Source organism: Pseudoalteromonas sp. R3 (assembly GCF_004014715.1).
In the GTDB taxonomy this organism is placed as follows: Bacteria; Pseudomonadota; Gammaproteobacteria; order Enterobacterales; family Alteromonadaceae; genus Pseudoalteromonas.
The window spans coordinates 3,083,346-3,096,430 of record NZ_CP034835.1; the positions used below are offsets into that span (position 1 = coordinate 3,083,346).

A 13,085-nucleotide genomic window follows, 5' to 3' on the forward strand; every position below is an offset into this window, starting at 1 on the left:
CTAGTTCTCGCTGTTTAAATTATATTTGGGTTTTTCGTGCTTGATCCCTTTCACGGCCTCAGCTATCTCGGCTGGCATATACTCTTCATCGTGTTTTGCCAGTACTTCAAATGCTTCAATGACATTAGGTTCAACCAGAGTGCCCTGCGCAACTATGCCCTGACCCTCACGGAACAAGTCTGGCAAAATACCGTGGTACTTGATAGTGACCATAGGACCGGTATCAATGAGTTTAAAAGTCACATCCAGAGACGTTTCTTCCCGGTCCACACTGCCAGGTACAACCATGCCGCCGATGCGTAGCTTCTGACCAATATAAGGCAGCTCTTTTTCAGGGCCCTTACCTTCAATCAACTCACTGGGCGTATAGAACAGATTGATGTTTTCTTGTAATGCATACAGGGTCAGACCGACCGCTGAGCCGATCCCAAATATCACGGCCAATACAGCAAATAAGCGCTTTTTACGTCTTGGGTTCATGCTTTAGCCTCCTCTTGGGCCTGTTTGATACGTGCTTCGCGCTTCATTTGTGCATCGACTTCACGCTTAATACGCTTAGCATCGTTCAACGATGCCCATACCAAGCCCAGCAGGATAAAGGCACAGCTACCAAACGATAACCAGACATAAAAGGCATAACCGCCCATGTGAAAAAAGTCACTCAAAGATTCAAACTGCATACTTAACCTCGACTAACCAGCTGGCGCACCCAGGGGCGGTGCTTCTCGACCTGAAGGATCTCGTTTTTAAGACGGACCAGTGACAGCGCGCCAACAAAGGCGGCAAACCCTAAAATATTGATAAGCAACGGCCACAGCATAGACGAGTCGATGGCGGACGTATCAAATTTAGTGATGGTTGAGCCCTGGTGCAGCGTATTCCACCACTCAACAGAGAAATGAATAATCGGCAGGTTGATCACCCCGACAATGGCCAGAATACAGGCTGCTCTACCACCGGATTTTTTATCCTCAAAGGCGTGATACAAAGACAATACACCAAAGTACAAAAACAATAGGATCAGTTCAGAGGTCAGACGCGCATCCCACACCCACCAGGCACCCCACATAGGTTTACCCCAGGCAGCGCCCGTGATAAGGGCAATGGCGGTCATCGCCGCGCCAACCGGCGCAATGGCAATCACGGCCAGTTCCGCATTACGAATTTGCCACACCAATGCAACGATAGCGGCAATGGCCATAGAAGAATAGGCACCCATGGATAAAATAGCCGAAGGCACATGGATAAAGATAATGCGATAGCTGTCCTTTTGCTGATAATCTGCCGGGGCAAACGCCAGGCCCCAGACCCATCCTACGGCGATACAGACCGCCGTTACGGTAACAAAGTACGGAAGCAAGGTGTTACACAATTGGTAAGCACGCTCCGCTTTGGCATAGGGATGTAACCACTTCCACATTTTAACTTACACTCACTCTTAAAGCTGACGATATGGCAATTGGCGCCGTGACGATGGCAACGGCCAGCATGGCACCAAGGATCGCAAGTTGTCCACCATAAGCGACCGACATACTGGCGGTATCAATGGCAGAGGTTGCGAAAATCAGAACCGGGATATACAAAGGCAAAACAAGCAGACTCATCAAAATACCGCCTTTTTGCAGACCCACGGTTAATGCGGCGCCTATGGCACCAATAAAACTTAATAACGGCGTTCCAATCAACAAAGTCAGAATGGTTGCGCCCAGAGCCTGGCTGTCGAGGTTCATCAACAGCGCGAATAACGGTGCCATCAGCACCATAGGCAATCCGGTGATGGTCCAGTGCGCGGCCACTTTGGCCAGCACAGACAAAGACATAGGATAGGGTGAAGCTATCATTTGCTCCAACGATCCGTCGGCATAATCATCGCGAAATAGCTTGTCCAAACCCAGCATGGTCGACAGCAGCGCGGCTACCCAAATGATACCTGCAGCCATGCGCCCCAGCAAGGCCGGTTCGGGTCCAATTGCCAACGGAAATAACGAAATGACTATCAGAAAAAACAGAAGTGGGTTTACGATTTCGGCGCGTTGGCGAAAAGCCAAAGTCACATCTTTACGATAAACAGCGACAAATAAATGCCAGTAAGAATGCTCAACCTTCATTAATGGCGGTACTCCAGAGCCAGGGTTTTCAGGGAGCTGAACTGAGTCGTCAGATCCTGGTGAGTAGTCAGTAAAATGGCGCCACCATTTGCCAGGTGCGATTCAAACTGCTGTTGCAGCAGCGCGACGCCTTTTTTATCGAGTGCAGTAAAGGGCTCGTCGAGGATCCACAGGCGGGCTTTATTCAACCATAGCCGCACCAGCGCGACCCGACGTTGCTGACCTGCGGAGAGGGTCCGAACGGGAACATCTTCCAGCCCAACTAGGCCAAGCTGGCCTAGCAGCGTGTAGATTTCGTCTTCGTCTGCCCCGTAACCGTGAACCTGTAACCAGTACTGGACGTTTTCATAGGCCGTCAGTTGTTGGTTTACACCGGTTTTGTGCCCGATAAACAGCAAAGACTCGGCGAAGGTATCGTAGTCCCGGCTAATGTCCTGGCCTTCAAAACAGATCTGGCCTTCGTCGGCACGGGCAAAACCAGCGATAATACGTAATAAAGACGTTTTACCTGCACCATTTGGGCCTTCAACTTGCATGATCTGACCCGCCTGAAGCGAAAAACTCAATGACTCAAATAAACAGCGGTCCTGTTTTACACACGTGACGGACTTAATCTCTAGCAAGGCGCGACTCTCTGACGCTAAAAAATTGGGCGTTAGTCTATCATAATGGTAGGGTAATACGAATAATTGGATGCGACCGATCAACGAAAATTTGATTTAAAATAATGAATAAGCCGACGATTTCTATTCAAAACAATGCACATTTGGCCACATCACAGCTGAATGAACGCGGGTCATCAGCAAACACTACCGCAGCGACTGAACAGACCTTCAATGCCCGCAATTTGGTGATCAAGCCCGACAGCATTCAAATGGAGGTTACCATAGATGGCCGCTGGCAAGGCGTACGACTGGCCAGTCAGAGCCAGTTGCAGCAGCCGCTGAAATTGCCCGAAGCCGAGGTCAAGCTCAGTGCCGACGGCACACTGCTGACGGTTAGCACCCCGGAACTGAAATTACAGATCAAACCCACACAAACTTTGCTGAGCATGCTGAGTCTGCTCAAAGGGCTTGGCAAACAAAGTGCGTTACAGCTGGATGCGCAGCTTAAAGGCAGCAATCAATCCACTTTAATGCTGGAAAAAATCGGCCTGGCACTGCCGGTTCCCCCTGCCCTGGCAGACTTACTCAAACAAGAGAATAAACTCGTCGCCAACCTCAGTGCACGGCAGAATAACTTGCTGCTACAGATTTTTAATGCCTTTGGCGATGAGCTGATGAAAGCCCAGGTAAGTAAACACAAACTAACCTCCTTACTGGCCCAACTTGGCAATCAGGAGCAACCCAAGATTAAGCTTGGCCGCAGCAATGCCACATTACAGCTTGCCAACCAGCAGGTTGAAGTGAAGACCCCTGAAGCCCAGAGTGCGCTGAAGCTCAACAGCTGGTTCAATGCTCAGCTAAAAGCCCAGCCGGACGGGCTGCAAATCGGCGTAGCCAGGCAATCAACTGAGGTAAAACTGGCCACGCCTTTACAGCAGGCACTGCCCAAACTGGCCACACACCGTTTCGCCGCCGAGCTGGAAAAAGCCATTAGCCCTGCGTCTGACAGTAAGTCTACACTCAGCTACGACAAGCCTTTGCTCAACGTCTCAATGGCAGACATAAAACAGACGGTCAAACAAGCCCTGGGGCAGCTACTGTCCAGGCCCTTTTTCAACACCAAACAAGCTCAGGGCCCTCAAGCACCGACAGTCAATCAGCCGCCTGCCACAGCTGCCAAATCACCCAATGCGACTTTACCTCACAGTGCAGCCAACAATGCCGCGCTGGTACTAAAAAGCATGACTCCTGTACACAGCCAACCTCTTTTACAGCTATTGGATAACGTAGAGCAAGTATTTACTAACATCACTAAGCAGGCTACACCTAAAGGTAACGTGCAAACCCCTGTATCATCTTCAGGTAGCCCAGTCGCTGAACGCAATACCGGCTCGGCACCAGCCGGGGCAACACCACAAGAACCAAGCAAAATCAGTAAGGCTTTGTCACACGCACCTGCGCCGATACCGGCCTTTGGCTCTGCTGCCACAGCCAAAGATGCACAGACGGGCGCGCCTGCAATTGCAGACAAACCAGCTGCTGCTTCGCAGCCGTCCAGCGCGTTTGTTCAACGTCTGGCAATACTCCAACAGGTATTTGCTGCCGTGGTTCCTCAACAAAAGCCTTACAGCGCGCAGCTTATAAACCCTCAGTTACAACAGGCACAAACAATGAGTGACGAGTCGGCAGGTAAAACCACTGACAACCAACCAAGCCAAATAAGCTCAGCAAAAGCTGAGCAGGCAGCATCGGCCAAACCTAGTTTATCTTTGCCAATCGCCCAGATCCTGAGTAAAACACTGCGCCAGATAGAGGCAACACCGACACAATCGGGCCCCCCACTGCAACAACAGCTCAGTGAAACCCTGTCTGCAACTCAGCAATTTCGCAGCCCGCAGTCGGCCGATCTGATGCGCCTGGTGCATCAGGCCTTTAGTAAAATGATGGACGAAACGCGCCACTCTCCGGAGCAGGTGAGCCATGAACTGTTTGCACGGTTGCCGGCGCTTGCCAGCCAGATCCAACCCACTTTGCCCAACAGCAGCTTTGCGCAAGCACTGGACAAGCTCATCGTTACTTTACTCGGCACCCAACTGACAGCCAAGGCCCAGGACTTACCGCCGCAAACTAACCTGGAGCAGCGTGTTGCAGCCCTGGTTGAAACCCTGCAGCCCGGTACTAAACTCTCGTCTCCCGGTCAGTTTATGCAGGCGGTGACTCAGCAAGCCCAGTCTCGTTTGATGGACGACCTGGCGCTGTTGCAAAACAACTTAGCCAACAATGCCAGTCCACCGCCACTGGCACAAAAGTTCGATAGCGAAAGTCAGTTGCTGATCAATTTATTTATGCCCCTCAAATTGCCACAGGAATGTCGCCAGAGTGAATTACAGATAGGTAAATACAAAAAACCGGCCAAAGCCAATATGCCAGAAAAACAAGTCTGGTTTGTGCGGCTTAACTTCGACTATGCAAAACTTGGCCAGCTAAGTGTGCAAGCTGAGTTGATGGACAAAGCCGTCGATTGCGAGATTGTTGGTGACAGCGCGTCGGTTTGTCAGCTGGCTCAACCCCACCTGGATGCACTACGCAGCAAGCTGGCCGCACATGGCCTTCAGGTCGGTGAGATAGAGTTACGCGAAGATGCCTCCCAGGTGAAGCGCTTTTACGACAGCCACGCCATTGTGAGTATTCAGGTGTAACTTAAATTTTGCTCGTCAGGATCACAGCCTGTTTTCCATAAGTTAGAGTGTAACGCAATACCGATTTCACTTAATGCCTGCTCAATTTGACGGAGCAAATATAACGCTAGCTGTGTTAAAAATTTCTCATTTAGAACCTTTACTTAAGGTATGAGTTCGCAAATTTTTGCCTCGCCTATATGAATATAAGTGCCTCAGCGGTAGCGGGACGCGAAGCGGTGTTATCGACCCTATTGTGTTGCCTCAAAGTAGAACACTTAATTAAGCAAATTGGTATAACTGCCAAATTGCCCCCCTTATCCGGATATTAATCCGGGTAAGGGTTTTTATCTGACGGTGTTACATGCTACTTTGATACTAAGATGTCTGTATAGTTAAATGTTATGGAACAAAAAACCGCCATTGGCCTGTTATATGAAGCGGGTAAGTCGCCCGAAGTCGTCTGTAAGGGCTTTGGAGAACTTGCCGAAGAGATCATTGCACTTGCCAAAGAGAAAGACATCATGATCCATGAAGATGCCACTTTGGTCCAGACGCTCAGCCAGCTTGACTTGCACGAAGAAATCCCCAAAGAACTCTATTATGTGATTGCAGAGCTGATTGCTTTTTCGTATGTTCTGCGCGGTAAATTTCCCCCCGGCTGGAAAAACTTTCAGGGTAAGCTGAATATCAAGGCCTGAGGCCCTTTCACCGGAGAGTTATCGAGTGCGCGAAATAGACTGAGAAAAAGAGCTACAGCCAACGAAAAAAAGCAGGTTTGATTCCGCTTTTTCTCGTTAACTGGTTATGAGCAACACTATGATTGCTTGTTGTGTAGGGACATTAACAGTTCTGCTTCAGCGCGTGGCAGTTCACACTCGCGCATGATTTCTTCTATGTCTGCGCCCAGTTCAACCATTTTGACTGCGCGTGAGTAAATTTTAGCATCCGGATCATCGTACTTTTGCGCGGCCTGTTGCTGGGCCAGATCCTTTGCGTAATTCTCGCAAGCAACCAGGCGTTTTCCAATACTCAGTACACTGGCGCGAACTTCGGCGATTTCACTGCGTAAGATAGCAACTTGCTCGTTTTCTCGCTTCATATGCTGAAGCAACTTACCGTGTTCATGGTTTTGTTGTTGTACTTTTTTACTCAGCGCAAAAATAAACCCCAAGCACACTAAACATAGCAGGCTTGAGGCAATGACCAGGAGCAATAAAATCTCGTTTTGGGTTACTGCTTGCACGGGTTAAATATGGCTCAACTCATCCCACTCATCATCGCTGAGTAGTTTGTTCAAATCAACAAGAATAAGTAGCTCGCCCTCACGGTTGGACACGCCCTGAATGAACTTCGCGCTCTCTTCGGTGCCAATGTTTGGCGCGCTATCAATCTCAGAGCTGCGCAAGTACACCACTTCGGCTACGCTGTCGACCAAAATACCGACTACCTGCTTTTCAGCCTCAATGATCACGATACGAGAGTTGTCAGTTACTTCTGAACTAGGCAACCCAAAGCGAGAGCGAGTATCAATGACAGTGACCACGTTACCACGGAGATTGATGATCCCAAGTACGTAAGTTGGCGCACCTGGCACAGGGGCAATCTCGGTATAGCGTAATACTTCCTGCACCTGCATTACGTTAATGCCGTAGGTTTCATCCTCTAGCTTATAGGTAACCCACTGAAGGACTTCATCATTACTATCTGCATTTTTATCAGCCGAAAGTATTCTCTCTTGACTCATGATTTTACTCCAGTTAGATGCTAGTTACTGCTCTCGGCTATCGAGGCCATGCTCTAGCAATCGATTTAAATTCTCAACATCTATCAGTGCGCACATTTTTTCTTTAATGACGCCCGCCAGCCATGGTCTTTTACCGTCGGCCGTTCGCCATTTAACGTCTTCTGGTTTCAACGTAATATTATTGACCAGATTTTCTGCCAATAGTCCCCACTGGCTATCTCCCAGCATGATCAGATACTGGTAATTAAGCTTTTCTTCCAGCTCAGGTGTAAACTTTTCCGGCATAACCCAACGTGCAGTATCTACAACATTGAGCTTTTCTTCCCGGTTGAGCATCACACCTTTAAACCATTTTGGCTTACCAAACAACTGATTAACTTCTGTAAGCTGGTGTATGCCACCAAGCGACTTTAACGGCACCGCTAAAGTCAGCCCGGCAACTTCAAAGAATAACGCCTGAAACTCATTTTCAAGATAGGCATCCCGCGCACGAGCCGGCACAGCCTGTTCAGCTTCTTCTTTGATAATAGTAGTATTTTCAGTTATCTCAAGATCATCAGCCGGGGTTATTACCTGCTCTTGCGGCTCAACTTCATGAGATACAGCCAATTCTGCCGTAGGCTCAGCAGCGATTGGTTCTGGTAATGCTTCAGTAACGATATCATCGGCAACGCTTTGCTCAGCCGGGCCTGATGTTGCAAGACTCTCTTGCGCTTCAGGCACTGATTCCAAAAGCTTCGCGACAGGTGCAAGCGCGACTTCATCTTCCTCTTCTTCGCGTAACAAAGCACCCAAATACTGTTTCATGACCTGTTCATTGGCAAACAGATGCTTACTCATCGTTACCTCTATCAACTTCTGCCAGATGTTCCAGTAAGGCTCTATACGCATAAACGCCGCGTGATTTTGGACAATACTGAACTGGCACCTGTTGCGCTAGACTGGCATCTCTGAATTTGGTATCGACAGGGATAACCCCGGGCCAAACTTTATCCTGATAGGTTTCCACCAGAGATTTGTATGCTTCAAGAGATGCTTTTGTGCGCTTATCATACATAGTTGGCACTATAGTATATTGATATTGCTTGGAATGCGAACTTTGCATTAATGACATTGTTCGCATCATGCGATCTAATCCCTTTAGAGCCAAAAACTCTGTTTGCACCGGGATTAAGATTCGTTCGCTCGCGGCAAGTGCATTGACCATGAGCACTCCTAGTACTGGAGGGCAGTCAAGGATAGCATAGTCGTAGTGCTCGCTGATCTTGGCAAGCGCCTTTTTCAGGATAAGTCCCATACCGGAGCGGTTACCCATACTACGGTCTAGCGTAGCAATGGCCATAGTCGCCGGCAGAATATCCAAATTCTCTATGGTTGATGGACAAAGTGCCTGCAAGATCTCCTCACTGGCCATGTTTGAGCCACGAATAAAGATATCGTATACACTGACCTCTAACTCTTCTGAGTCAATGCCGAAGTAGTAAGTCAATGACGCATGAGGGTCTGTATCGATTAACAATACTCGCTTTCCCTGAAGCGCCAGGATCCCGCCGAGACTCACTGTAGTGGTGGTTTTACCCACCCCGCCTTTTTGGTTTGCTACCGTCCAGATTTTCACGTTTTTCTTTTATTCCTTCGGCCAAACACAGTCAAGTATTCAGGCATATATCAACTATGCACAACCTATCTCTTTGTTTATTCTCAGTGCAACATCCTGTAAAGCGATATCTTCTGACGAAATACCGGCGCTGGCAACAGCTTGTGGCATACCATATACCACACAGGTTTTTTCATCCTGTGCCCAAATAGTCGCACCACTTTGTTTCAACATTCTGGCACCATCACGCCCATCTGCTCCCATACCAGTCAGGATCACAGCTAGCACATCTCCTCCGTATGCTTTGGCGGTACTGGCAAAAGTGACATCAACACTGGGTTTATAGGTAATACGGGGGCTATCATCTTCAAACACTTTCAGAGTTTTGCTACCACCTCTGGCTTCAACCAGCATCTGCTGGCCGCCCGGCGCCAGATAGGCAACACCAGGTTGTAACCTGTCACCCTGCTCGGCTTCTTTCACTTTGATTTTACATAAGCTATTCAGGCGCTGTGCAAATGCTGGGGTGAATGCCGCCGGCATATGCTGGATCAGCAGGATCGGATGCGGAAAGTTCGCTGGCAGCTGAGTCAGAATTGTTTGAAGTGCAACCGGACCACCTGTCGAGGTGCCAATTGCAACAATTTGGTATTTTTTGCCTGACGCCTTAAACGACGCGCCAGTACTTGGAGTGTCGGCCGCTGGCCTTGAAAAAGAACGGTCTGGCTGTGCTATCGGTTTGGCCGTTGAACGCAACCCCGAGGACGCAGCGGTTGTTGTACTTCTAGTAGGTGAAGGCGTTGACGAAGAACTGATCGGGCGGGTAAATCTGCTTACCCGGCGTCTGCCGATCTCTTTGACTTTGTTTTGCAAAGAGCGGATCGCGTCTTCACTATTACGTGCAATATCCTCGAACTTTTTGGGCAAGAAGTCGACTGCACCTGCATCTAATGCATCCAGAGTCGCACTGGCACCTTCACGCGTTAACGACGAAAACATCAGAATAGGAGTGGGTGAGCTCTGCATGATCTGCTTCACTGCGCTGATACCATCCATCACCGGCATTTCCACATCCATAGTGATCACATCCGGTCTGAGGCGAGCAGCTTTATCGACTGCTTCCTGACCATTTACCGCAAAATCAATCACTTGAATTTCTGGATCTTTTTCTAGTATTTCACTCACTCGGCGACGAAAGAAGCTCGAGTCATCTACAACTAATACTTTAACTGCCATTGGCATTGCTCTTTTATTCGTTACAGATCCGAAAAGTGGTGTCAAAGACACCACTTTGTCGGTATAAATTCGCCAGGTATTTACTTACCGGCGTAATATTTCAACATGCTGGGACGTCCAGGATAAGCGCGATACCACCATCAGAAGTGATTGTTGCCCCGGCCATACCAGGTGTACCTTGCAACAAGGCGTCAAGCGGTTTAATTACCACCTCTTCCTGGCCGATAAGAGAATCAACAACAAACCCAACCTGCTTGGTGCCCATCTGAACGATGACAACGTGCCCTTCAGCCTTGCGAGCGCCTCTGTCAGCACCTTTCACAAGCCAGTGCTCCAGGTAGAACAAAGGGATGGCCTTTTCACGTACTATAATGGTCAGTTGCCCATCAACGACATTAGTCTTAGTCAAATCCAGGTGGAAAATTTCGCTCACGCCGGCAAGCGGCAGAGCAAATGTTTGCTGACCAATCATAACCATTAAGGTTGGCAAGATTGCCAATGTCAGAGGCACTTTGATTTCAAGGATAGTGCCCACGCCCAACTCAGACTGGATATTAACAGAACCATTGAGCTGAGTGATCTTGGTTTTGACCACATCCATACCCACACCTCGGCCAGAGATGTCGGAAATTTGTTCTTTGGTTGAGAAACCAGGTGCGAAAATGAGGTTGTATGCCTCGTTATCTGATAAGCGACTTGCCTGATCAGAGTCAATAACACCTTTGCTGATAGCAATTTTCTTCAGCTTCTCAGGGTCCATACCTGCCCCATCGTCACGGATGGTCAACAGAATGTGGTCGCCCTCCTGAGATGCAGATAGCGTCACTGTACCGGTTCTTGATTTACCTGCGGCTTCACGCACGTCTGGCATTTCAATACCATGATCCACTGAGTTTCGAACCAAGTGAACCAAGGGATCCGCAAGGGCTTCAACCAGGTTTTTATCCAGATCGGTATCTTCCCCTTCCAATACCAGGCTAATGTCTTTCTTAAGACTACGAGCCAAATCACGAACAACCCTGGGGAAGCGGCCAAATACTTTCTTAATTGGCTGCATCCGGGTCTTCATGACAGCACCCTGAAGGTCTGCTGTAACCACATCCAGGTTTGAAATTGCCTTGCCCATTGCTTCGCTGTTGGAGTTATTGGCCAAACTAACCAAGCGGTTACGCACTAACACTAACTCACCGACCATATTCATGATCTCATCCAGGCGTTTGGTATCAACCCGAACTGTGGTTTCAGCTTGCGCGGCAGGTTTCTTCGCTACCGCTTTATTATCTGCTGCCGGCTTAGCCTCAGATGCGGGTTTTGCAGCTGGAGCTTTGGCTGCTGGCGCTGGCGCCGGTGCAGGTTTAGCTGCAGGTGCTGCCGGCTTAGGTTCTGGCTTAGGCGGTGCTTTTGCGGCTTCGCTAGGCGCAGCTACATCTGCTTCTGTTGACTTAGGCGCTTGCCCTTTACCGTGTAACTCATCCAGTAAGGCTTCAAATTCGTCGTCATTAATCTCGTCGTCATCACCACCCGACACAGGTGCCTTTTCAGCAGCTGCGGGTTGTTGTGGTGCCGGTGTGGGTGCTGCGGCAGCAGGTGTTGCACCAAATTGTCCAACGCCGTGTAGCTCGTCTAACAAACTGTCGAATTCGTCGTCGGTAATATCACCGTCATCGCTGCTCGGAGAGCTTGGTGCAGCGCTCGGCTTAGCCGGTTCTTGTGAAGCTGCCGATGGACCGTTTCCTGAACCGTGTAGTTCGTCCAGCAAACTCTCAAATTCTTCTTCGGATATTTCATCAATGCTGTCAGAGCTTTCACCAGAAGACTCGCTTACAGGATCGGACGGTGCATCAAAAAGCACATCGTCAGCACTGGGTGTCGCGACAACTGGCTCAGGCTCTGCAGCGGCTGGAGCAGCAATCACCTCATCTTCAGATTCCGGCTGACTAAGTTGGTGTAACACCTCCAACAAATGGGGATCAGCTGGCTCGGGTTGTTCGCGGTTTTGGATACACGAGAACATTTCGTTGATAGTGTCCAGTGACTGTAAAATCACATCCATCAACTCAGCCGTAACGTGACGCTGCCCTTGACGTAGGACATCAAACACGTTTTCCGCACCATGACAGGCATCAACCAGTTCGGTCATGCTTAAGAAGCCAGCCCCCCCTTTGACGGTATGGAAGCCTCGGAAAATGGCATTTAACAGCTCTTTATCTTCCGGATTATTTTCTAGTTCGACAAGCTGCTCTGATAACTGTTCGAGTATTTCCCCAGCTTCAACAAGAAAGTCTTGTAAGATATCTTCATCGACTTCAAAGCTCATTCGCATACTCTCCTATTAGAAGCCCAAACTAGACAACAGGTCATCAACTTCGTCCTGCCCGGATACGACATCATCTCGAGACTCAGCGTCCATTATTGGACCCTCTGGACCTGATAACTCATCAGCAACGGGGGTGGCTTTAGTTTGTGACTGCGGCTGGGCTGCAGTTTGTTGACTTTCATCTGCACTGCCGAATACAGTCAACAAGTGAATAAGGCTGTCTTCTACTTCACGAACCAGCTCTATAACACGCCGGATCACCTGTCCGGTTAAATCTTGATAATCTTGCGCCATCAGTACGTTGGTCATCAGACTCTGTAATTCATCTGTACGGCCTCTGGACGACTGCATAAAACTGTCAAGATCGTGACATAAAGATTTGAACTCTCCAAGCTGGATATCCCGGCTCATCAGTCTGTCCCAAGTGGGTTTGATTTCTGAGAGTTCATCGGCAAGTTCTTGGGCTAAGGGAAGACTCGCTTCTACGGCATCCATGGTTTTATTAGCCGCGCTTTCTGTCATCTCCATGACATAATTTAGGCGCTGCTTCGCATCTGGAATGGCTTCTGTCGTGAGATCAGCTAAACGGGTATCTAACTCAAAGTTTTTCAATGATTCATGAAGTTGTCGAGTCAGCTTACCCACTTCAGCGAATAGCTCTGATTGTTCTTTGTTAGTGGCCTCAATTAATATCTCATCAGCCTTTTCCTGCTCACCTTGTTCTAGGTATTCAACGAGCAGTTTAGCCTGTTCCAGAGTTATCTGTGGCACAGAAGATGTTGACATAAGCCTACCCT

General features: G+C 48.9%; 13 protein-coding genes and 1 pseudogene. 2 read left to right on the top strand and 12 right to left on the bottom strand.

What is annotated here, in order from left to right; genetic code table 11:
• Genes ccmE through ccmA form a run of 5 tightly spaced genes read right to left on the bottom strand, consistent with a single transcriptional unit; the run spans position 1 to position 2,731 of the window.
• On the bottom strand, positions 1-480 hold the full coding sequence (gene ccmE / locus ELR70_RS18560; protein WP_054015644.1) for a cytochrome c maturation protein CcmE: 480 nt from the start codon (positions 478-480) through the stop codon (positions 1-3).
• Positions 477-680 carry a heme exporter protein CcmD gene (gene ccmD / locus ELR70_RS18565; protein ID WP_054015643.1) on the bottom strand — a complete coding sequence of 68 codons (204 nt, stop codon included), beginning with the start codon at positions 678-680 and terminating at the stop codon, positions 477-479. The genes ccmE and ccmD overlap by 4 nt, the downstream gene beginning before the upstream one ends.
• 2 nt (positions 681-682) lie before the next feature.
• Positions 683-1,420: a heme ABC transporter permease gene (locus ELR70_RS18570; RefSeq protein WP_054015642.1), complete on the bottom strand. Its 738-nt coding sequence runs from the start codon at positions 1,418-1,420 to the stop codon at positions 683-685.
• Position 1,421: 1 nt separating this feature from the next.
• A complete protein-coding gene (ccmB, locus tag ELR70_RS18575; RefSeq protein ID WP_046003892.1) occupies positions 1,422-2,108 on the bottom strand; it encodes a heme exporter protein CcmB in 687 nt (228 codons plus the stop codon).
• Complete coding sequence (gene ccmA / locus ELR70_RS18580) at positions 2,108-2,731, bottom strand: cytochrome c biogenesis heme-transporting ATPase CcmA (protein ID WP_082353204.1); 624 nt, start codon at positions 2,729-2,731, stop codon at positions 2,108-2,110. The genes ccmB and ccmA overlap by 1 nt, the downstream gene beginning before the upstream one ends.
• 104 nt (positions 2,732-2,835) lie before the next feature.
• Here ccmA and ELR70_RS18585 point away from each other — a divergent pair, with 104 nt between their 5' ends.
• Both ELR70_RS18585 and ELR70_RS18590 read left to right on the top strand, forming a co-directional pair.
• The gene (locus ELR70_RS18585) at positions 2,836-5,412 is read left to right on the top strand and encodes a flagellar hook-length control protein FliK (RefSeq protein ID WP_054015640.1); all 2,577 of its coding nucleotides are present in this window, start codon (positions 2,836-2,838) and stop codon (positions 5,410-5,412) included.
• Between the two features lie 383 nt (positions 5,413-5,795).
• The gene (locus ELR70_RS18590) at positions 5,796-6,092 is read left to right on the top strand and encodes an EscU/YscU/HrcU family type III secretion system export apparatus switch protein (RefSeq protein ID WP_054015639.1); all 297 of its coding nucleotides are present in this window, start codon (positions 5,796-5,798) and stop codon (positions 6,090-6,092) included.
• A 116-nt stretch (positions 6,093-6,208) separates the two neighbouring features.
• Here ELR70_RS18590 and ELR70_RS18595 read toward each other — a convergent pair whose 3' ends face one another.
• From ELR70_RS18595 to ELR70_RS18625, 7 genes and pseudogenes are all read right to left on the bottom strand, one after another.
• Positions 6,209-6,637, bottom strand: coding sequence for a DUF2802 domain-containing protein (locus tag ELR70_RS18595; protein ID WP_054015638.1), 429 nt, complete (start codon positions 6,635-6,637; stop codon positions 6,209-6,211).
• A gap of 3 nt (positions 6,638-6,640) precedes the next feature.
• Positions 6,641-7,138: a chemotaxis protein CheW gene (locus ELR70_RS18600; protein WP_010385708.1), complete on the bottom strand. Its 498-nt coding sequence runs from the start codon at positions 7,136-7,138 to the stop codon at positions 6,641-6,643.
• Positions 7,139-7,162: 24 nt separating this feature from the next.
• Positions 7,163-7,978: a chemotaxis protein CheW gene (locus tag ELR70_RS18605; RefSeq protein WP_054015637.1), complete on the bottom strand. Its 816-nt coding sequence runs from the start codon at positions 7,976-7,978 to the stop codon at positions 7,163-7,165.
• Positions 7,971-8,756, bottom strand: coding sequence for a ParA family protein (locus ELR70_RS18610; RefSeq protein ID WP_054015636.1), 786 nt, complete (start codon positions 8,754-8,756; stop codon positions 7,971-7,973). The genes ELR70_RS18605 and ELR70_RS18610 overlap by 8 nt, the downstream gene beginning before the upstream one ends.
• Before the next feature lie 54 nt (positions 8,757-8,810).
• Positions 8,811-9,971 (bottom strand): chemotaxis response regulator protein-glutamate methylesterase, encoded by a 1,161-nt coding sequence (locus ELR70_RS18615; protein WP_054015635.1) that lies wholly within the window; start codon positions 9,969-9,971, stop codon positions 8,811-8,813.
• 80 nt (positions 9,972-10,051) lie between these two features.
• A pseudogene (locus ELR70_RS18620) lies at positions 10,052-12,288 on the bottom strand (chemotaxis protein CheA).
• 15 nt (positions 12,289-12,303) lie between these two features.
• The gene (locus ELR70_RS18625) at positions 12,304-13,074 is read right to left on the bottom strand and encodes a protein phosphatase CheZ (protein WP_054015633.1); all 771 of its coding nucleotides are present in this window, start codon (positions 13,072-13,074) and stop codon (positions 12,304-12,306) included.
• Positions 13,075-13,085: the final 11 nt, after the last annotated feature.